This window comes from Sinorhizobium glycinis, from assembly GCF_001651865.1.
In the GTDB taxonomy this organism is placed as follows: Bacteria; Pseudomonadota; Alphaproteobacteria; order Rhizobiales; family Rhizobiaceae; genus Sinorhizobium; species Sinorhizobium glycinis.
The window spans coordinates 270,389-292,119 of the sequence record NZ_LPUX01000060.1; the positions used below are offsets into that span (position 1 = coordinate 270,389).

Here is a 21,731-nt window from a genome sequence, read left to right on the forward strand (position 1 = left end):
TTTCTTTTGAGCTTGTCTCTACGACCGTAGCTTTCCGGCCAAGTACGAGACGAAGCGACGGACCTTTACTGCGATGTGGCGATTGGCCGGATAGACCGCTTGCAGCTGTATCGTGCTGATTTCCCAGCCGGGGAGAAGGCGCACCAACCGGCCCTGCCTGATGTCCTCCCCGACGATGAAGTCGGGCAGGAGGACGATACCGACCCCCTCCAAGGCGGCGTCGCGCAGGCCAAGGCTATGATTGAGTTCCAGCCGGGGCACGATCGGAATGCGAAACTCCTCGCCGTTCCTGATGAACGGCCAGATCCGCCCCCATCTGAGTTCGGCAAAGTGGAGACAGGAATGGTGTGCGAGGTCGTGCGGCGTTTCCGGCGCGCCATGTTCGGCAACATAAGCTGGCGAAGCGCAAATCACGATTGACGATGTCGCCAGTTGCCGGGTGATGAGATTGACGTCGACCTCGAGGCGGCCACGAATTGCAAGGTCGAAGCCATCCTCGACCAGGTTTACGGCCCGATGCGACAGGTCCAGCTCGATGGACACGGCCGGGTTGAGCTTGAGGAACTCCGACACCGCCGGCACGATCACCATATGCCCGAGGTCGGGCGGCGCGGACACCCGCAATCGCCCGACGGCTTCCTTCTGGAACGAGGTTGCCGCCCGTTCCGCCTCCCTTATCTGCGGCAGGATACCCGAAAGCGCTTCGCGGTAGGCCGCCCCCGCCTCGGTCAGGGCGATCTTGCGCGTCGATCTCTGAAAGAGGCGGATGCCGAGGCGATCCTCGAGCTGCCTGACCTGGGCTCCCACCGTCGCGCGCGACATGCCCAGCTCGTCCGCCGCCCTCGTGAAGCTCAGATGCGTGGAAACCGTCAGAAAGGCGGCAATCCCGTCAAGCGGATCGAGCGTTTTCATGAGAGCGATCATCCGTTCAATGATGTCAATTCATCGCTCTTATCATGGGACGCAGCACAAAGTAATCGATGGTTGTCCAAGCAGACGGAGATCCGACATGACGACATTCACGCATGCGGCGGTATCGCCGCCGGACCACGGAACGCCGGCAATGGCGTCCGGCAAGCACGTCATACGCATGATGGCGGCCAATACAGGCGGCGCGCTGGGCATGTTCGAGGCCAGCGTGCCGCCCGGCGAAGGCCCGCCGCTTCATATGCACGAGCGCGAGGACGAGTTCTTCCGCGTCCTGTCCGGCCGCTTCGGCTTCTGGTGTGCGGGCCACTATGTGGAGCTCGCCGAGGGGGGCTGCATCGCGCTGCCGCGCGGCGTGCCGCATCGCTTCCGGAACATCGGAGAAACGGAAGGCTGCCTCATGGTCGTCGTGACGCCGGGCGGCTTCGAGAACTTCTTTCCGATCATCGACCTCTGCAAGCCAGAGACCCCTGAACAGATCGCCTCCGTCGCCAAGGATTTCGGCGTGACCTTCGTCCCCGACGACGGTCTCCCCCACGACGAGCGCCCCCACGACGATCGCAAGGTCGCCTGAGGACAGGCGGCACACTGCCCCGAAATACAGCACCGACAAACTCGACAACGGTCCATCAAAAGGAAACCGAAGGATGACACACGTGCCCTCAAACGAAAACGGGATGACCCTGACGCCCCGCCAGCTGGATGCCTATCTCGAAAGAATCGCGGTCGACCGGCCGGTTTCTCTCGACCTTCACAGCCTGTCGAAACTTCACCGCGCTCACCTCATGACCTTCACCTGGGAGGCGCTGGATGCCTTCATGGGATGGCCGTCCTCTGTCACCCCGGTATCCGCCTTCGCCAAGATGGTGGAGGGCAGGCGCGGCGGCTGGTGCTACGAGATGAACGGTCTCTTCGGCGCAGCGCTTGATGCGCTCGGGTTCCGGGTCACCCGTCTGTGCGGCGGCGTCGACCGGGAAAAGCTGGGCGACATCGCCATCGGCAATCACCTGACCCTGCGCGTCGATCTCGACCGCCCCTATCTCGCCGAGGTCGGCGTGGCCGATGCGATCGTCGAGCCCGTGCCGCTTGCTGTCGGACCGATCAGCCAGCGCGGGTTCGATTTTTCGATCATGCCGACCGAAGACGGCTGGCTGCGCTTCAACAATCAATTGCATGGCATCGCGCGCAGCTTCGATTTCCGGGCCGATCACAGCGACGAGGCCGCGATGGGCGCCACGCATGCCTGGCTGATGCGGGATCCCGGTTCGCCGTTCACAAACGCGCTGGCAGTCCTGCGTCACAACGCGGACGGCTATGTCGCCCTGCAGAACGACCGCTTGCGCACCGTCACGCCCAACGGTGTTGGCGAACACCGCATCACAAGCGCGGACCATCTCGCGGAGACGTTTGAAACTGTTTTCGACATCGACATTCCCCGGCCCGGAAACGTCTGGGACAAGATCCAGGCGATTGGCCGCGACAAGGCGGCTTGAACAGGCGAGACCCTCCGGCATCCAGTCGCGGCGGCATTTTCCGAGAACTCAAATCCTCTTCGACGCTGCCCCTACAGCGCCGCGCGTCATCAGACGCGCAAAGGTCGCTGCAGCGCTTTGAATTGCTGCATGTCTTTGTCCTTAAACCGAGGTGGTTCAGGGAGACATGCAGTAGCCGGCGAACGACGCTTCCATGCCAACAGGTACTCAGGAGAAACAAATGAAATTCATACCGGGCAGCGACGGCGCCGATACGCTGAATGGCGATTTCGGCAGCGACCAGATCTTCGGCATGGGCGGAAACGATACGCTCAGCGGCTCGTTCCAGGGCGACGTGATCGTCGGCGACACGGGCCAGGACACATTGAACGGCAACAGCGGCGATGATTTTCTCGACGGCGGCGACGAGAGCGACCACCTCAAGGGCGGCTCCGGGCGCGATACGATCATGTCGGACGTGCCGCTCTCCGGAACCGGCGACATCGTCGACGGCGGGTCGGGCACCGACCGGCTGATGATCGACTTTTCCGAGCTCTCGGAGGGCGTGAGCATCACGATCAAGGACTGGATCACCCCGCAAACGCTGATCGGCAACATCCAGGCGACCAACGTCGAGGCTTTCAGCATCACCGGCACCGAGTTCGCCGACACGGTCACCGGCGGCAACTACAGCGACGTGCTGACGGGCGGCGCCGGCGACGACAGGCTGACGGGTGGTCGCGGTTTCGACATGCTGATGGGTGGCTTCGGCAGCGACACCCTGAAAGGCGGCTACGGCACCGACCTACTCAACGGCGACGACGGCAACGATATCCTTGCCGGTGACAGCGGCAGCGACCTGCTTTCCGGCGACGGCGGCGACGACGAAGTACGCGGCGGCACGGGATTCGACACGGTCTCCGGCGGCATCGGCAACGACAGCCTGTTCGGCGACGACGGTGACGACATGCTCGACGGCAACGCCGGCGACGACAAGGTCGAGGGCGGCGCCGGCAACGACACGATCACCCATGTCCATGGCGAGGGCAAGGACACGATCACCGACGCCGGCGGCAGCGACCGGCTGGTCATCCGGAACTTCAGCGGCGATTTCACCGCAAAGCTTTCGACCCAGCTGAACACGTTGGCCGGCGGCACGACCTTCGTCGGCATCGAGCACTACAGCATCATTGCCACCGGGACCGGGATCAACAGGATCGTCACCGGCGCCGGCAACGACAATCTGAACGGCGGCATCGGCAAGGACACCGTGTCGGGCGGCGACGGGACCGATTTGGTCAGCCTCGGCGACGGCGGCGCCGATAGCGGCGACGGCGGAACCGGCACGGATACGGTCGTCGTCGACCGGCGCTCGGCGACGGCGGGCCTGAGCTTCTCGGCGACGACCGCGGCCGCGACGCTGTCGGACGGCACCAGCCTGAAGAATTTCGAGCACTACCGGGTGTCGTTCGGTGCCGGCAACGACGTGGTGAAATCGGTCGGCAGCGCGCTGAGCGTCAGCTTCTCGGGGTTTGCCGGCAACGACACGCTGATCGGCACGGCCGGCGCCGACATGCTCGACGGCGGCACCGGCAGCGACAGCCTGTCCTCCGGGGCCGGCAACGACCGCCTCGTCGACTTCGGCGGCACCAATGTCGTCAACGCCGGCGACGGCAACGACACGGTGACCGTCGGCGACAGCGGCGCCGTCACCGGTCATAACACCGTCGATCTCGGCACCGGCAACGATTCCTTCACGCGGAGCGCCTCGACCGGCAAGCTGACGCTCGACGGCGGAACCGGCACGGATTTCGCGTCGATCGATTTCTCCAAATACACGGCCGGGATCACCTTCAAGCTCGCCCCCTCGGTCACCGTCAGCAATGCGCCGGTGACGGTCAAGAACATCTAGCGGGTGAAACTCGTCGGCGGCAGCGGCAACGATCTCTTCGTCGGAGGCGCGCTGAACGATGCCTTGCACGGCGGCAGCGGCCACGACAGCCTGACGGGCGGCGCCGGTGACGACGTGCTGGCCGGCAATCTCGGCAACGACACGCTGGCCGGCGGCCTCGGCAACGATACGCTGTCGGGCGACGGCGTCGGCTTCTATGGCGGCCGCGACAAGCTCTCCGGCGAGGACGGCAACGACCGCGTCTATGCCGGGATCGGCGACATTGCCGACGGCGGCACCGGCACCGACACGCTCGACCTCGATGCGAGCAACCAGACGAAGGACATCACCTTCAGCTTCGCGACCCGCAGCGCAACGGTCGACACGACGACCTCCTTCAAGGGTTTCGAGGCGCTGAACTATCTCGGCAGCGCCGGCAAGGACACGGTCACCGGCGGCAGCCTCGCCGACCGGCTGGAGGGCAATGGCGGCAACGACACGCTGCATGGCGGCGACGGCAATGACGTCATCACCGACGGCGCCGGCAGCGACAGCCTCTACGGCGACGCCGGCAACGACACGCTGACCCGCACCGTCTTCAGCGGCACCGACGTGTTCGACGGCGGCGCCGGCACCGACACGCTGTCCTTCGCCGACGCCAGCGACATCTCGGTGGTGCTCGATCTGCAGAACCAGGCCCTGAACCGCGGCATGGCGCAGGGCCTGACGGTGAAGAACTTCGAGATCATCAACGGCAGCGCCAATGACGACGTCATCCGCGGCGACGCTCTCGCCAACACGCTGAACGGCGGCGGCGCCGACGACGTGCTCGACGGCCGCGCCGGCGTCGACCGGCTGAACGGCGGGGCCGGCGACGACTGGCTGACCGGCGGCACCGGCAACGACCTGTTCGTCTTCGACAGCTCCGGCCGGGACGGCGAGGGCGACGTCATCACCGACTTCACCCGCGGCCAGGACAAGCTCTCGATCGACCGCAGCGACTACGGCATTGCCGCCGCCGACGCGACCGTCACGCTCGTCGTCGGCGCCGATCCGGTGGCGACGAGCACGAAGGGCATCTTCCTGTTCGAAACCGACAACGGCCGGCTATGGTTCGACGCCGATGGGTCGGGCACGGACGCCGACCTCGAACTGGTGGCGATCCTCAAGAACGTCACGACGCTTTCGACCAGCGACTTCCTCCTCGGCTGACGGGGTTTCGCGAACGATCCGCAGAGAGCCCCGTCCCGCGTTGGCGGGACGGGCCTTCCCCGAGGCCGGGCGCAAGACCGCACCGGACTCCGGCCGAAGCCAGCCATCTGTTTCGACGGGTACAGAACGGCGCCCGGAGCCGCGCAATAGATGCCAGCGGTACGGAAAATAGCACCCGTGCTATCACTTAGGAGACCGGAATGGGAACTATTACGGGTACGGCCGGCAACGATGTGTTGATCGGCAGCGATCTCGAGGCCGACCTCATCGAGGGCCTCGACGGGGCTGATATCATCGATGGCGGCATGTACGGCGACGAGGTCTATGGCGGCGACGGAAACGACACCATCAGCGGTTCGTTTCAGGATGACTCCCTCGTCGGCGGCGAGGGGGACGACACGCTGAATGGCGGCAGCGGCGACGATTGGCTGTTGGGCAGCGCCGGCAACGACACGCTCAATGGCGGCAGCGGCCGCGACACGATCTACGCGGATTCGATCGGCAATAGTGCCGGCGATATCGTCGACGGCGGCTCCGGCATCGACAGGGTGGTGCTTGACTATACGGCACATAACGCAGCGCTTGACATCGTCATCAGGGACTGGATTTCGCCGCAGGTGCTTGCCGGCGGTATGAAGGTCACGAATGTCGAGTCCTTCGAAATCACCGGAACGAGTTTCGACGATATGATCATCGGCGGCGACTATGCCGATACTCTGTCGGGCGGGCTCGGCAACGACCAGCTTTCGGGCGGTGGTGGCCGCGACGTCCTGTATGGCGGCGCCGGGGCCGACACACTGGCTGGCGGCGATGGATCCGACGCTATCCTAGGCGACGGCGGCGATGACGTCCTTTCGGGTGATGCCGGAGACGACTACCTCAATGGCGGCGATGGCGACGACGAACTTTACGGCAGCGATGGCAATGATACCCTCAGCGGCGACGCTGGGAACGACATTCTATCAGGCGGTAGTGGCAACGATTCGCTCTACGGTGACGCCGGGGACGACCTTGTGGCAGGCGGTACTGGCGACGATTCGCTCTACGGCGGCGACGGCGCCGATAGCCTCAACGCAGGGACGGGCAGCGACACCCTCTCAAGCGGTCTCGGCGATGACATGCTGGAGGGCGGAGCCGACGACGACACGTTCAACTACAATTATGGCGAGGGAAAGGACCGGATCACCGATTCCAGCGGCAGCGACCGTCTAAGAATCCAGTTTTTCACCGGCGACTTCACGGCCAAGGCGGCGAGCGAGGTCAATACGCTCGACGGTGGAACGACGTTCACCGGCATCGAGCATTATTCTATCTTCGCCACCGGGTCAGACGCCAACCACATCGTCACCGGTGCCGGCAACGATCTCGTCAATGCAGCGGCAGGCGACGACACGGTCGATCTCGGTGGCGGCAACGATGTCTTCATCGCAGGCCTCGGCCAGGACAACGTGTCAGGAGGTGACGGCGATGACACGATAGGTCTCGGCGGCGGCGGTGCGGACCAGGCCGACGGCGGCACGGGAACGGATCAGGTGGAGGTCGACCGCCGTTCCCTGACATGGGGCCAGACCTTTTCGGCCATCGACAGCACCGCCACCCTGTCCGATGGCACAAGTCTCGCCAATTTCGAGCGCTACAGCGTCCAGTTCGGATCCGGTGACGACGTGGTCATGTCCGTCGGGTCCGCCAGCAGCGTTTCATTCTACGGCTATGGCGGCAACGACACACTCATCGGCGGTGACGGGGCGGACAGACTCGAAGGTGGCGACGGCGACGACACGCTGACCTCCGGTGCCGGCGACGACACGATCCGCGACTTCGACGGCAGGAATGTAATCAGCGCCGGCGATGGCAAGGATTAGGTCTCCGTCGGCGACGGTCCGAGCGGCGCCAGCAACAACACCGTCGATCTTGGCGCCGGGGACGACAACTTTTGGCTCTACGCCTCGACCGGCGCGCTTATGCTCGACGGCGGCAGCGGGGTCGATCTTGCTACCCTCGATTTCAGCAGATACGCGGCGGGAATCATTTTCCAGCTCTCGCCGGACGTGACCGCGTCCGGCGCGCTGGTCACCGTCAGGAACGTCGAACGCATTGATCTCACCGGCGGTACGCGCGATGACGTGTTTGAGGGCGGCAACCTCAATGATGAGTTGAGCGGCGGCGGCGGTAACGACGACCTGAACGGCGGAGCCGGCGACGACACGATCTCGGGCGGCGCCGGCAGCGATGCCTTGAGGGGCGGGGCGGGCAACGACGTCATATATGGCGCAAACTCCTCCGACGCTCAGGGCAGGGATGTGATCTATGCCGAGGACGGCGATGACACGGTCTATGCGGGCATCGGCGACAAGGCCGACGGCGGCGCCGGAACCGATGTGCTGAGCCTCTATCTGGCGCAGCAGATGCAGGACGTCAGCTTCGCGGTCTCGGACGCCGTGAATATAATTGGCACGGCGACGTGGTTCACCGGTTTCGAGGCGCTCGACTATTGGGGCGGCAAAGGCCGGGACAGGATAACCGGCGGCGATCGCGGCGACACGCTCCGCGGCAATGCCGGAGACGATACTCTTTCGGGCGGCAAGGGCGACGATACGCTTTACGACGGCGCCGGTGACGACCGGCTCTCCGGCGACGCCGGCGACGACCGCTTCATCCGTGAAGATCCGTCCGGCACGGATCTGTTCGACGGCGGTGCCGGCGTCGACACGCTCTCCTTCGAGGATAGCTCGACGTCGTTCTCGATCTCCAGGACCAGGCCCGCAACAAGGGCCTGGCGCTCGGGCTTACGGTCAAGAATTTCGAGATCATCGAAGGTGGCTACGGCGATGACGAAATCCGTGGCGACGCGAACGGCAATATCCTCCGTGGCGGGGCCGCCGACGACATCCTCGACGGCCGCGGCGGTAACGACACGCTGGTCGGCGGCGCCGGCGACGACTGGCTGACCGGTGGCGCCGGCAATGATCGGTTCGTCTTCGGCGAAGAGTGGTCTTACGGCGAAGGGGACGTCATCACCGACTTCGTGCGCGGCCAGGACAAGCTCGTCATCGACCGTGGCGCCTTCGGCATTGCGGCGGGCGATACGGCGGTAGCGCTCGTGACCGGGACGGAACCCGAGGCTTTGAGCCGGAAGGGCACTTTCCTGTTCGAAACCGACAACGGCCGCCTCTGGTTCGATGCCGATGGCTCGGGCACCGAGGCCGACCTTGAGCTCGTCGCCATCCTGCAGAACGTCAGGACGCTTTCGATCTCGGACTTCGTCCTCGCCTGAGAAGATCCCATGATGAAGAATAGCCTGTCTCATTCCGGTGAGGCAGGCTTTCTGCCGATGCCCCTCGCTATCCGTCATGCGGTCGGCGGCCAAGTCGCGCTGCGATCGCGGCTTGGCCGCCGTCCGCATCTGTCTGTTTCGACGGGAACAGGAGAGCCTCCCGAAATCGCACATAAACGGCGCGGAACGGAAGCGCCGTTCTGCAGGTCATGCAAGCGCATCACCTGGTATGGTTCGAAGCAGGTTACGAAAATCACTGGCATTGGCTCATTTTGCGCTTTTTTCACGGCCCGCTCATGGTTCGTTAGCGGGGCGGATGCGCTTCAATGTGACAAGCGGCATCGAAACAGGGCACGCCCATCGCATTTCTGCGAACGAATACGAGTTCGATGCGGCGAGAACCGATGATCGCGGCCGGAGCCTGCGCGTCCCGCAACAGTCAGGAGACACGAATGGGAGTGATTGAGGGCACGTACGCCGCCGATACGCTGATTGGCAGCGATCTCGAGGGCGATGTCATTTGGGCCTACGGCGGCGCCGATATCATCAATGGCGGCATGGGCGGCGATAGTGCCTACGGCTATGAGGACAATGATAGCGTCAGCGGTTCATTTCAGGGTGACGACCTTCACGGCGGTGACGGTGACGATACGTTGAACGGCGACAGCGGCAAAGATGTGCTCGCCGGCGACGCCGGCAAGGACAGGCTCAATGGCGGCAGCGGCAACGACACCATCGTTGCCAACGGGATCGACGAGATTGTCGGTGACATCGTCGACGGCGGTTCCGGCCTCGACACGATGAGGCTCAACTATTCGACCTATGGCGCCGGCCTCGAAATCACGATCAAGGATTGGGCTTCCGTGCAGACGCTGACCGGCGGCATGCAGATCAGCAATGTCGAGTCCTTCTCTATCACCGGAACGAATTTCGACGACGTGGTCGTCGGTGGCAACTATGCCGATGTTCTGTCCGGGGGGCTCGGCAACGACGAGCTTTCGGGCGGCCGTGGCGACGATTCTCTGACGGGCGGCACCGGCGCCGACATGCTCGCCGGCGGCTCCGGTTCCGACCGCATCTTTGGCGAAACCGGCAGTGACGTCATCTTCGGCGACGCCGGAAAGGACTGGCTTTACGGCGGCGACGGCGACGACAGGCTCTATGGCGGCGACGACGAAGATGTGCTCATCGCCGACGCCGGCAACGACCTGCTTTCGGGCGGCAGCGGCAGGGACCAGCTCTCCGGCGGTGACGGCGCGGATATTCTCCAGGGAGGGGCGGGCGACGACGTCCTCTACGGCGGTCTTGGAGACGATATGTCGGAGGGAGGCTCCGGCGACGATGTCTTCGTCTACACCTATGGCGAAGGGAAGGACCAGATTACCGATTTCAGCGGCAGCGATCGTCTGCAGGTCGGGAACTTCACCGGCAATTTCACCGCCAAGGCGCCGTCCGAAGTCAATACGCTCGGCGACGGAACGACGATCATGGGCATCGAGCATTATACGTTCTTCGCCGCCGGTTCCGACGCGAACCACATCGTCACCGCCGATGGCAACGACGTCGTCTTTTCCGATGGTGGGGACGATACGGTCGACCTCGGCGCCGGTCGTGATTACGTCAATGCGGGGGCCGGCATGGACAACGTGTCCGGCGGCGACGGCGATGACGAGATGGTTTTCTGCGAAGGCGGGCCGGATCTGGCCGATGGCGGCAACGGGACGGACTATGTATCTCTCCATCGCCTCTCGTTGACGACGGCCCAGACCTTCTCGGTGAGCGGCACGACGGCCACGCTTTCCGACGGTACGGTGCTTACGAATTTCGAGCGTTACATCGTCTATTTCGGCGCCGGCGACGACGTGGTCGCGTCGGTAGGCTCCGCCGAGAGCGTCTGGTTCTACGGCCATGGCGGCAACGACACGCTGATCGGCAGCAACGGTGCGGACCGGCTGGATGGCGGCAATGGCAACGACACGCTCACATCCGGAGCCGGCGACGATGTGATCAACGACCTCGACGGCTTCAACACGATCAGCGCCGGGGACGGCGACGACAAGGTTTCCGTCGGCGACGGATCGAGCGGCGCCAGCAACAACGTCGTCGATCTTGGCGCTGGAAACGATAGTTTTTCGCGCAGCGCCACGAATGGGGTTCTCGACCTCGACGGTGGCGCCGGGATCGACTTCGCGACCATCGACTTCAGCGCTTCCTGGGCGGATGTCGGCTTTGAGCTCTCGGCCGACGTGACCGCCACCAACGCGCCCGTCTTTGTGAGGAACGTCGAGTGCGTCAAGCTCATCGGCGGCGCGGGCAGCAACACCTTCGTCGGCGGCAGCCTCGCTGACGAATTGAGCGGCGGCGGCAACAACGACGTCCTCAATGGCGGCGCCGGCGACGACACGATATCGGGCGATGCCGGGGACGACCGCTTGAGAGGCGGCGCGGGCAACGACGTCATCCGCGGCGCAGGCCTCGCCGGCACCGAGGGCAAGGATGTGATCTATGCCGAGGATGGCGATGACAAGGTGTATATCGGGATTGGCGACAAGGCCGTCGGCGGCGCCGGAACCGACGTGCTGAACCTCGATCTCACGGGGCAGACGCGGGACATCAGTTTCACCTTCTCCGGCGGAGCCGTCATCGTCGATACGGCGACATGGTTCAACGGCTTCGAAGGGCTCGAATATTCGGGCAGCAACGGCCGCGACAGGGTGAACGGCGGCGATCTCGACGACACGCTCAAAGGCGACAACGGCGACGACGTTCTGCACGGCGGCGGCGGCAAGGATACGCTCCGGGACGGCGCCGGCGACGATCAGCTCTTCGGCGATGCCGGCGACGACCTCCTCATCCGCGATGATCACGCGGGCAAGGATGTCTTCGACGGCGGTAGCGGTATCGACACGTTCTCCTTCAGCGACGGATTGACTTCGGCCGTTCTCGATCTCCAGGACCAGGCGGCGAACAGGGGCCTGGCGCTCGGTCTTACGGTGACGAACGTCGAGATCATCAAAGGCAGCGGCGCCGACGACGAGATCCGCGGCGATGCAAACGGCAATGTTCTTTATGGCGGGAAGGCCGACGACCTGCTCGACGGCCGCGCCGGCAACGATACGCTGGTCGGCGGGAAGGGCGACGACTGGCTGACCGGAGGTGCCGGAAATGACCGGTTCGTCTTCGACAAGGACGGTTTCGACGGCCAGGGGGACGTGATAACCGACTTCGTACGCGGCCAGGACAAACTCGTCATCGAGCGCGCCGGCTTCGGCATTGGGGCGGGCGACACGGCGGTGACGCTCGTGACCGGAACGGATCCGGCTGCCACAAGCGGGAAGGGCACGTTCCTGTTCGAGACGGACAATGGCCGCCTCTGGTTCGATGCCGACGGAGCCGGTACCGACGCCGACCTGCAGCTCGTCGCCATCCTCGAAAAGGTCGCGACGCTCTCGACGAGCGACTTCGTCCTCGCCTGACGTGCTCCGCGACGAGCTATGCCCGTCCCGGTTCGGGGCGGGCGTTCTACCGGGGCAGGACCCGCCTACTTCACAAGATGCAAAAAAGCGGCGACGACCTCCTCATAGACCTTGCGCTTGAACGGCACGATCAGCCTCGGCAGGTCCTGCATCGGCTTCCATTCCCAGGCGTCGAATTCCGGGGCGTGGCCGCCGGGCGGCGGGTTGATGGCGATCTCGCTTTCGTCGCCCTCGAAGCGGAAGGCGTACCAGCGCTGGGTCTGGCCTCGATACTTGCCCTTGAGGCCGATGCCGATCAGGTGCTCCGGCAGATCGTAGTTGATCCAGCTGGGCGCCTCGGCAAGGAAAGAGACGGTGCGAATGCCGGTTTCCTCATAGAGTTCACGATAGGCGGCCGTGAGCGGATCCTCGCCCTCGTCGATGCCGCCCTGCGGCATCTGCCAGAGCTGCGGCGAGCCGTCATATTCCGAATTGCCGACGGCGAGCCGATGCCCCGCCCAGACGAGCCCCTGTCGATTGAGGACCATGACGCCGACGCACGGCCGATAGGGCAGGTCCTCTGCCTTCAAAACCTTGCCCTTGTCCTTACCCATGTCGCCATTCCCTTGCATGTGCTGTCAGGCATTCAGCCGATTGCCTGCTTAGATCAGTTTTGTTGCGGATCGTTGACGAGGGCCGAAATACCGACGAATTCGATGCCGCGCGCGCCGGCCTCTTCCATCCATTCGGCGATCGTCGCCACGCTCTCGTCGAAGGCGGAGGCGACGCCGATCGCCGTGCCGTTGCGCCGCGCGACGCGTTCGAGCTCGTCGAGCTTGCGCAGGATCGCGTTGCGGCTGAGTTCGCTGTCGAGGACCAGATCGGCGAAGCCGTGCGGCACGCCGAAGGCGCCGGAGAGCGTTCCGGAAAGCGATTGCGCCGAGGTGCCGTCGTCGAGAAACAGGAGGCCGCGCTTGCCGAGATCGCGCATCAGCGGCTCGAGCGCATCCGCATTGGAGAGAAAACGGCCGCCGAGATAGTTCATGATGCCGGTATAGTTGGTGATCCGGCCCATGCTGCGGTGCAGCTCTGCGAGGTTCTTCGTGGCTCCGCGTGAGACGAGAAGCGCCTGCGGCCCGGGGTCGTTGTCCGGGTAGTCGAAGGGCTCCATCGGGATCTGCAGGAGGAGTTCGTGGCCGTCGCGCCGCGCATCCTGCATCCAGCGCTGCAGGCTGTTGCCGGCCGCGGCGAAGGCGAGCGTCACCTCCGGCGGCAGGTCGCGGATGGCGCGCTGGGTTCCCGTCTGGCTGAGGCCGAGGCCGCCGACGACCAGGCCGATGCGCGTGCCGCGCGCGCCGGACCAGGGGCGCGCATACTGGTCCATCGGTCTCAACCCGTCCGGACCGACGATCGGCAACCGGCCTTGCGGCGTGTCTTCGATGAGGTCATCGTTCGGCAGCGCCGCCATGCGGGGATCCTGACCGCGCACCGTCTCGGCGCTGATCAGCGCCGGCCCGTCCCCCTCGCGCGGCCTCGGCGTGAATTTCGTGACCGTGGCGCCGTCGTCGGTGAGGATTTCCTCGACATGGGCTCCCGAGTAAGCGCCGCCCGGGCGAAGCGAGCCGGCCGCCCGCTTTGGCTTGGCGGAAGGTGTGGCTTGCTCGGCGGCCGCCGGGTTCGTTTCGGCACTCGCGGTCGGATCGGGCGTGCGGATCAGGTGATCGGGTGCCAAGGCGGCCCAGCCGGAAAGCCCGGCGACGGCAAGCGTGAAGGTGCCAAGAAACGCATAGCCGAACATCCGGCGCGGATCGCGCCTGGGCTTAGGCCTGTTCTTCCGGCCCTGGCCAAGGGGGGCATTGAGATCAGTTCCCAAACGGAGCCTCGACCTTAGGAAGTTGCCGGTGAGATATGCGCCCGCTCGCGAAGAATCATCGGCAGTCGGCTACATCGCCGATGCATAATATAAAGGCGCCGGGTTGAACAGCCCGGCGCCTTTATCTCATTCGCTTCGAAGGCCCACTTGGATTGCTGGATCAGGCCAATGAGCCACTTACAGCAACGTCCGCTTACTTCTTGAGTTCGGCCTGTTCGGGATTGGCCGGGAAGGACGGATCCGTCTTCTTGCCGCGCAAAAGGTCGAGCGCGTAGTTGAGCTGGATGTCGTCCTTGGCTTCCGGGGGCACATAGGCCACCGAGCCGGAGCCCTCGTCGCTCTCATTCTGGCCCTTGATGTGGCCGCGCAGGTCGGACTCGCCCTGGGCTTCCACCTTGCCGAGCAGTTCCGGCGGCAGCGGCTGTTCGACCTTGATGTCGGGCGTAATGCCGGTGCCCTGGATCGACTTGCCGGACGGCGTGTAGTAGAGCGCCGTCGTCAGACGCAGCGCGCCGGCATCGCCGAGCGGAATGATCGTCTGAACCGAGCCCTTGCCGAAGGAACGGGTGCCGAGCACGGTCGCGCGCTTCAGGTCCTGCAGCGCGCCGGCGACGATCTCCGATGCCGAAGCCGAGCCGCCGTTGACGAGAACGATGATGGGCTTGCCGTCCGTCAGGTCGCCCGGCGTCGCGTTGAAGCGGCGCGTCTCGTCCGGGTTGCGGCCGCGGGTCGAGACGACCTCGCCGCGCTCCATGAAAGCGTCCGAAACATTGATCGCCTGGTCGAGCAGACCGCCCGGATTGAGGCGCAGGTCGAGGACATAGCCCTTGAGCTTGTCCGCCGGGACTTCCGTCTTGACCTTCTCGATGCCCTTCTTGAGGTCGTCGAAGGTCTTTTCGGTGAAGGAGATCACCCGGAGATAGCCGACATCGCCTTCGACGCGGTATTTGACCGCACGCACGGCGATCACGTCGCGAACGATCGTCAACTCGATCGGCTTGTCCGCACCCTTGCGCAGGATGGTGAGCTTGATCGGCGTGCCGACGGCACCGCGCATCTTGTCGACCGCTTCCTCGAGCTTCAGGCCGCGAACGTCCTGGCCGTCGATCTTCGAGATCAGGTCGCCGGCAAGCACGCCGGCGCGGGCGGCGGGGGTGTCGTCGATCGGGCTCGTCACCTTGACGAGATCTTCTTCCATCGTCACCTCGATGCCGAGGCCGCCGAATTCGCCGCGCGTCTGGGTGCGCATATCCTCGGCATCCGCCGAGTTCATGTAGCTCGAATGCGGGTCGAGGGAGGAGAGCATGCCGTTGATGGCATTCTCGATGAGCTTGTCGTCCTGCGGCGGCGTCACGTACTGCGCGCGTACGCGCTCGAACACATCGCCGAAAATCGCCAGCTCGCGGTATGTGGACGAATTGGCCGCCACGGCCGGGATCGTTGCCGAATAGACGACGCCCATCGCCGTCGCCCCCATCAGCGCCCCGACCAGAACAAGTGAAGCTCTACGTATCATTTCGCGCCTTTCCAACTTCTGCTGCGGTCCACCACGGTCGGGAATCAACCGGCTTTCCGTCTTTTCGGAACTCAATGTAAATCGTCGGCCTGTCCGTTTCCAGCGTCAAGGCCGCCGCACTCGCCACTCTTTTTGCACCCATCGTCGCGACCGGCTCGCCTGCGACGACGAACTGCCCGGGGCGGACGCTCACATTTTCCATTCCGGCCAGCACGATATGGTAGCCGTCGCCGGGATTGAGGATGATCATCTGCCCATAGCTGCGGAAACTGCCGGCATAGACGACCCAGCCGTCCGCCGGCGTGGTCACCAGCGCGCCTGCATTGGTTTCCAGCATGACCCCCTGCAGCGAGTGCCCGGTGCCGTCCGCGTCGCCGAATTGCCGCAGGATCGCGCCTGCGACCGGATAGCTGAGCCTCTGTTGCAATTCCGAAAACACATATGCGGGCGCAATGCGGTTTTTGTCGGGCACTGCGCTCTTGGCAAGCTCCCGCGCCGCCTCGCGCTCGGCCTCGTTCATCCGCAGCCGTTCCTCCTCCTGGGCGCGCGCGGCCTCAGCCGCCTCGCGCACCGAGGAGATCTCGTTTTCGAGCGACGAGATCAGCCCTTCGAGATTGCCCGCCTGCGAAGCGAGTTCCTCTGTCTTGCGCTGTTCGGAGGCCAGTTCTGTGGCGCTCCGCTGCCGCAGCCTTTCTTTTTCGGCGACGAGCATCGACATGCGCCGCTCTTCCTCGAGGTTGGCCGTCATCGCCGCCGTCAGGTCGTCCCTCTGCCGGGCGATCCCGGCGCGGATGTCGGCAAGCGCCTTGAGGTCGGCGACCAGGCTGTCGGTCTGCTCGCGTATTTCCGGAACGACGGCGCCGAGCAGGATGGCGCTGCGAACGGAAGCCAGCGCATCTTCCGGCGTCACCAGGATCGCCGGTGGCGGGTTGCGGCCCATGCGTTGCAAGGCAGCGAGCACCTCGGCGAGCAGGCCCCGCCGACCCCGAAGCGAACGCTTGACCACGTCCTCCTTGGCACGCAGTTCGTTGAGTTTCTTCTCTCCCTCGGCAATCTGCCGTTCAAGTTCCTGGCGTTTAGCGGCCGAGTCGACAATCGCGGAACGCAGCGCCGCGTTGCTCTTGTCGATCTCGGCAATCGTCTGCTCGAGGGCCGCGGCGCGGTCGCGCGAAAGGCCGATCGTCTTCGACAATGCCTCGAGTTCGCTGCGCGTGCTGTCGCGCCTCAGGGTCAGGTCGGCCGCTGGATCCGGGGGGCCCTGCTTGGCGGCGGCCGGGCCTGGAGCGGCGCCCACGCCGGGATCCTGCGCCAGCGCCGGCGCACCGGTCGACAGGAGAAGGGCGGCGATCGCCGCGTGCCGGCCGATCTGCCCGACGGCAAATTTCATCCGGGCCACGTCGGTTCTGTTCCTGGCGCGCGTCATCCTGTCTCGTCGGCTAGCAAATAATTCAGGAAACCCTAATCCGATTTGGCGGAAGCCACCAATACATATTCTTGTTATTGCTCGACAAGGGCTTCAGGGAGGCGTTGCCCTTCGTTGAGTCGTCGCCGATCCAAATACATGCGGTAAGACAAGTACCGGGGAGTGCCCCTCATCCCGCTGCCGCGACCTTCTCCCCGCAGCGCGGGGAGAAGGGACAAGCCGCGCGCCCGCAATTCCAACGCGCCGGCGAGCGGGCGAGGCGCCGCCGCGGGTCTCCTTCGCCCCGCTCGCGGGGAGAAGGTGGCCGGCAGGCCGGATGAGGGGCGACTATGCTCGGTGGTACGGATGGCCGGCAAGGATGGTCACGGCACGATAGAGCTGCTCGGCGATGAGGATGCGCACGAGCTGATGCGGCCAGGTCATCTTGCCGAGGCAGAGAACCGCATCGGCTCGGGCATGAAGCGCCGGATCGAGCCCGTCGGCACCGCCGATGGCGATCATCAGATCGCGCTTGCCGCCGTCCCGGAACGTGCCGAGCAGCGTGGCGAAACTCTCCGAATCGAGCGCCTTGCCGCGTTCGTCGAGCAGTACCAGCAGGCTGCCGTCGGCGAGCGCCTTTTCGAGCTGGGCCGCCTCATCGCGCTTGCGCGTCTCCATATTCGCCGCGCGGCTCTCGTTGATCTCGACGACCCGCGCCAGTTCCAGGCCCACGGCCGGCCCGGCCTTGGCGAAGCGATCGAGATAACGGGCGGCGAGATCCTTTTCCGGCCCCGCCTTCAGGCGGCCGACTGCGAGAAGTCCGATACGCATTGACCCGTTCCGTCCCCACCGGCATCCGATCGACTGCTGCACGTTTTCTCAAACCATCGTCGGTTCAAGAATAAGACATGCAGCGATTCAAAGCGCTACAGCGAGCTTTGTGCGTCTGAAAAGACGCATGGCACTGTAGGTTTCGACCGGCAAAAACCCTCTTGCTGCCACCCTCCCGGTCGGGTGGTGACAGCCGCATCTCAAATCGGCACCGGTCGTCGCTCCGTCCTGAGGCGATCGGTCAGGGACGGGCGGCGCGTCTCAGTGCAGGGTGCTTTCCTCGATCTCCGGGGCGGCCCACATCTTTTCGATGTTGTAGAACTCCCGGATCTCGGGCCGGAAGATGTGAATGATCACATCGCCGGTGTCGATCAGCACCCAGTCGCCACCCTCGAGGCCCTCGACGCGGGGATTGCCAAGGCCCTCGTCTTTCAGGTCCGTCACCAGGTGGTCGGCAATAGCCATCACATGCCTGTTCGAGCGCCCGGAGACGACGACCATGAAGTCTCCCAGCGCCGACTTACCGGCAATGTTGATGGTGACTATATCTTCTGCCTTCGAGTCCTCTAGGCTTTCGAGGACCAGCTTGAGCGCACGGACAGCGGCTTCGTCGCTCGATTCCGTGCTGCGCGGGAATGCGGAGACCGCATATCCCTTGGCGTGTGCTGTTGTCAGGGTCTTTCCTTTCAAAATGAACAGAACAAGCACTTCCGGTTCGTGATTGGAGTCGAACCGTGCTTCAAATGTAGGCACCAAACCGGTGCGGTTTCAAGACGCGAGAAATAAATGACGCGAATTCACCCGGATTTGGCGGAACGAAGCGCCGTCGAGCTCAAGGGCGAACGGGGGCCGTGGATGAAGGTCCAGGCCGGCGGCCGGCGGAACGCGAGCGTCAAGGCGCGGTCCTCATCGACGCGCGCATGGCTGAAGGTGCGTGCCATGGGCGACGACAGATAGGCAAGGGTCGAGCCTGGTCGGTCGATCACCGCGACCGGGAAGGTGCCGACGATCCGGCGCCAGTTCTGCCAGCGGTGAAAGTTCCGGAGATTGTCCGCCCCCATGACCCAGACGAAGCGCACGCCGCGATTGCGCGCCCGGATGAACTCCAAAGTGCGGGCCGTAAAGCTCTGGCCGAGCGCCTGCTCGAAGGCGGTGATCTTGATGCGCGGATTGCCGGCGATCTTCCCGCTCATCGCGATGCGCTCGGCAAGCGGCGCGAGATTGTTGCGGTCCTTCAACGGATTGCCGGGCGTCACCATCCACCAGAGCTGGTCGAGCCCGAGCTTGCGCAGCGCCGTCTCGGCAACCAGCACATGGCCGTCATGGGGCGGGTTAAAGGATCCGCCGAACAGGCCGACCGTCATGCCGCTTTCGACATGCGGCATGCGCAGATATTCGGGCTTCACATCGGCAGGCGTCGTCAGGGCCGCACCTGTCCCGTGCCGCGCACGCGATATTTGAACGAAGTGAGCTGCTCGACGCCAACCGGACCGCGGGCATGCATCTTGCCGGTGGCAATGCCGATCTCGCCGCCCATGCCGAACTCGCCGCCGTCGGCAAATTGCGTCGAGGCGTTGTGGAGCAGGATCGCCGAGTCGATTTCCGTGAAGAAGCGCTCGACGACCTTTGGATCCTCGGCGATCACCGCTTCGGTATGGGCCGAAGACCAGGTGTTGATGTGCTCGATGGCGCCGGAAATGCCGTCGACGAGCTTCGCCGAGATGATCGCGTCCAGGTACTCGGTCGCCCAGTCCTCTTCGCTTGCCGCCTTCAGGCCGGGAAGCAGGCCTTGCAGTTCCTCGGAGACGCGCACTTCGCAGCCGGCGCCGAGGAGGCCCTGGAGCAGCGGTCTTGCCAGCCGGTCGGCGGCGTTGCGATCGATCAGCAGCGTCTCGGCGGCGCCGCAGATGCCGGTGCGGCGCATCTTGGCGTTGACGACGACTTTTGCCGCCATGTCGAGATCGGCCGAGGCGTCGACATAGATGTGGCAGAGCCCTTCGAGATGCGCGAAGACCGGCACGCGGGCCTCATTCTGCACGCGAGCGACAAGGCTCTTTCCGCCGCGCGGCACGATCACGTCGATCGCGCCGTCAAGCCCCGAAAGCATGGCGCCGACGGCGGCGCGGTCGGCGACCGGCACCATCTGGATCGCGTCCTCCGGCAGGCCCGCCGCCTTCAGCCCCTCGACGAGGCAGGCATGGATCGCCCCTGACGAATGGAAACTATCGGAGCCGCCGCGCAGGATCACGGCGTTGCCGGCCTTGAGGCAGAGCGCACCGGCATCCGCCGTGACGTTGGGGCGGCTCTCATAGATCACCCCGATGACGCCGAGCGGCGTGCGCACCCGCTCGATGTGCAGCCCGTTCGGCCGATCCCATTCGGCGATGACATCGCCGACCGGATCCCGGAGCGCGGCGATTGCGCGGATGCCGTCGGCCATATCGCGGATGCGCCCATCCGTCAGCGTCAGGCGATCGATGAACGATTTGGCGACGCCGCTTTCTTGAGCGTTTCCGAGATCGACCGCATTGGCGGCGAGGATCTCACCGCTTTTCGCGACGATCGCCTCCGCCATGGCGATCAGCGCCGCATGCTTACGCTCGGCGCTGGCGATCGCGAGCGGCCGGGCGGCCGCCTTGGCACGACGGCCGATCTCCAGCATCATCGCGTTGACATCCTTGCCGTTTTCAACCGCATCAGGCATGGAGCTTGCCCTTCTTCTCATCCTTTTCCTCCCCGGTCCGTGCGCCGGAGGAGGCCGTCATGACCATATCGTCGCGATGCACCATGGCGGTGCGGCCGGCATAGCCAAGGATCGCGGCGATCTCGGCGGATTTCTTGCCGGCGATCTGGCGCGCTTCGTCGGCGTCGTAGCCGGCAAGGCCGCGGGCGATCTCGCGGCCGGAACTGCCGAGGATCGCGATCGTGTCGCCGCGGCTGAACGTTCCCGTCACCTGCCGGACGCCGGCCGGCAGCAGGCTCTTGCCGGAGCGCAGCGCAGTCTCGGCGCCGGCGTCGATCGCGATCGAACCGGCTGGCAGAAGCTGCCCGGCGATCCAGGTTTTGCGCGCCGTCACCGGCGAGCCGGAGGGCGCGAACCAGGAGGAGCGGGCCCCCACCTCGATCGTTTTCAGCGGATGCTCCGGCTTTCCGGATGCAATGATCATCGCGCAGCCGGCGGTGGTAGCAATCTTGCCGGCATCGAGCTTGGTGCGCATGCCGCCGCGCGAAAGCTCCGAGGCGGCACCTCCGGCCATTGCCTCGATCTCCGGCGTGATTTCGGCGATCGTCTCGAGGAAGCGGGCCTCCGGATCGACGTGCGGCGGGGCGGTATAGAGGCCGTCGATGTCTGACAGCAGCACCAGCAGGTCGGCGCCGACCATCGTCGCCACGCGGGCGGCAAGCCGGTCGTTGTCGCCATAGCGGATCTCGGTGGTCGCGACCGTGTCGTTCTCGTTGATGATCGGCACCGAGCCGAGCTTCAGCAACTGGTTGATCGTGGCGCGCGCATTCAGATAGCGGCGGCGCTCCTCCGTGTCGCCGAGGGTCAAGAGGATTTGGCCGGCGATGATCTGATCGGCCGAGAGGCTTTCCGACCAGGCGCGCGCCAGGGCGATCTGGCCGACTGCGGCGGCCGCCTGGCTTTCCTCGAGTTTCAAGGCGCCGGCCGGCAGGCTAAGCACGGTGCGGCCGAGCGCGATGGCGCCCGAGGAGACAACCAGCACCTCGACGCCCTTCGCTTTCAGCGCAGCGATATCGGCGCACATGGCGTCGAGCCAGCTCTTCTTCAGTCCGCTCTTGCGGTCGACGAGCAGGGCGGAGCCGATCTTGATGACGATCCGGCGGTGTTTCTCGAGCGGTTTGCGGGTTGCGGCCAT

General features: G+C 64.9%; 18 protein-coding genes. 8 read left to right on the plus strand and 10 right to left on the minus strand.

The genetic code is table 11. The features are described from left to right. Positions 1-18 precede the first annotated feature (18 nt). Entirely contained in the window at positions 19-912 is an 894-nt protein-coding gene (locus AU381_RS14745; RefSeq protein ID WP_064242654.1) for a LysR family transcriptional regulator, read from the minus strand. A 97-nt stretch (positions 913-1,009) separates the two neighbouring features. Here AU381_RS14745 and AU381_RS14750 point away from each other — a divergent pair, with 97 nt between their 5' ends. From AU381_RS14750 to AU381_RS14770, 8 genes are all read left to right on the plus strand, one after another. Further along, positions 1,010-1,501 carry a cupin domain-containing protein gene (locus AU381_RS14750; protein ID WP_064242490.1) on the plus strand — a complete coding sequence of 164 codons (492 nt, stop codon included), beginning with the start codon at positions 1,010-1,012 and terminating at the stop codon, positions 1,499-1,501. 73 nt (positions 1,502-1,574) lie between these two features. After that, on the plus strand, positions 1,575-2,420 hold the full coding sequence (locus AU381_RS14755) for an arylamine N-acetyltransferase family protein (RefSeq protein ID WP_064242491.1): 846 nt from the start codon (positions 1,575-1,577) through the stop codon (positions 2,418-2,420). Positions 2,421-2,640: 220 nt separating this feature from the next. Then, complete coding sequence (locus AU381_RS31315) at positions 2,641-4,311, plus strand: calcium-binding protein (protein WP_483151398.1); 1,671 nt, start codon at positions 2,641-2,643, stop codon at positions 4,309-4,311. Between the two features lie 3 nt (positions 4,312-4,314). Next, positions 4,315-5,502, plus strand: coding sequence for a calcium-binding protein (locus tag AU381_RS31320; RefSeq protein ID WP_483151399.1), 1,188 nt, complete (start codon positions 4,315-4,317; stop codon positions 5,500-5,502). Between the two features lie 200 nt (positions 5,503-5,702). Next, positions 5,703-7,364, plus strand: coding sequence for a calcium-binding protein (locus AU381_RS30735; protein WP_244520064.1), 1,662 nt, complete (start codon positions 5,703-5,705; stop codon positions 7,362-7,364). 99 nt (positions 7,365-7,463) lie between these two features. Next, positions 7,464-8,450, plus strand: a complete 987-nt coding sequence (locus AU381_RS30740; RefSeq protein WP_244520065.1) for a calcium-binding protein — start codon at positions 7,464-7,466, stop codon at positions 8,448-8,450. Beyond that, entirely contained in the window at positions 8,363-8,776 is a 414-nt protein-coding gene (locus tag AU381_RS30745; protein WP_244520073.1) for a M10 family metallopeptidase C-terminal domain-containing protein, read from the plus strand. The genes AU381_RS30740 and AU381_RS30745 overlap by 88 nt, the downstream gene beginning before the upstream one ends. A 452-nt stretch (positions 8,777-9,228) precedes the next feature. Further along, positions 9,229-12,252: a calcium-binding protein gene (locus AU381_RS14770; protein ID WP_064242492.1), complete on the plus strand. Its 3,024-nt coding sequence runs from the start codon at positions 9,229-9,231 to the stop codon at positions 12,250-12,252. Between the two features lie 65 nt (positions 12,253-12,317). On the opposite strand, the gene AU381_RS14775 is transcribed toward AU381_RS14770, so the two are convergent. The 9 genes from AU381_RS14775 to proB form a co-directional block, all read right to left on the minus strand. After that, complete coding sequence (locus AU381_RS14775; protein WP_064242493.1) at positions 12,318-12,845, minus strand: RNA pyrophosphohydrolase; 528 nt, start codon at positions 12,843-12,845, stop codon at positions 12,318-12,320. 53 nt (positions 12,846-12,898) lie between these two features. Further along, positions 12,899-14,104, minus strand: coding sequence for a divergent polysaccharide deacetylase family protein (locus AU381_RS14780; protein ID WP_064242494.1), 1,206 nt, complete (start codon positions 14,102-14,104; stop codon positions 12,899-12,901). Positions 14,105-14,297: 193 nt separating this feature from the next. Then, the gene (locus AU381_RS14785; RefSeq protein WP_064242495.1) at positions 14,298-15,620 is read right to left on the minus strand and encodes a S41 family peptidase; all 1,323 of its coding nucleotides are present in this window, start codon (positions 15,618-15,620) and stop codon (positions 14,298-14,300) included. Continuing rightward, complete coding sequence (locus tag AU381_RS14790; protein WP_064242496.1) at positions 15,610-17,043, minus strand: murein hydrolase activator EnvC family protein; 1,434 nt, start codon at positions 17,041-17,043, stop codon at positions 15,610-15,612. The genes AU381_RS14785 and AU381_RS14790 overlap by 11 nt, the downstream gene beginning before the upstream one ends. A 327-nt stretch (positions 17,044-17,370) precedes the next feature. Beyond that, on the minus strand, positions 17,371-17,853 hold the full coding sequence (gene rlmH / locus AU381_RS14795) for a 23S rRNA (pseudouridine(1915)-N(3))-methyltransferase RlmH (protein WP_064242497.1): 483 nt from the start codon (positions 17,851-17,853) through the stop codon (positions 17,371-17,373). A gap of 261 nt (positions 17,854-18,114) precedes the next feature. After that, complete coding sequence (gene rsfS, locus AU381_RS14800; RefSeq protein ID WP_064242655.1) at positions 18,115-18,561, minus strand: ribosome silencing factor; 447 nt, start codon at positions 18,559-18,561, stop codon at positions 18,115-18,117. Between the two features lie 89 nt (positions 18,562-18,650). Continuing rightward, complete coding sequence (locus AU381_RS14805) at positions 18,651-19,238, minus strand: nicotinate-nucleotide adenylyltransferase (RefSeq protein ID WP_064242656.1); 588 nt, start codon at positions 19,236-19,238, stop codon at positions 18,651-18,653. A gap of 35 nt (positions 19,239-19,273) precedes the next feature. Next, on the minus strand, positions 19,274-20,557 hold the full coding sequence (locus AU381_RS14810) for a glutamate-5-semialdehyde dehydrogenase (protein WP_064242498.1): 1,284 nt from the start codon (positions 20,555-20,557) through the stop codon (positions 19,274-19,276). Further along, the gene (gene proB, locus AU381_RS14815; protein WP_064242499.1) at positions 20,550-21,731 is read right to left on the minus strand and encodes a glutamate 5-kinase; all 1,182 of its coding nucleotides are present in this window, start codon (positions 21,729-21,731) and stop codon (positions 20,550-20,552) included. The genes AU381_RS14810 and proB overlap by 8 nt, the downstream gene beginning before the upstream one ends.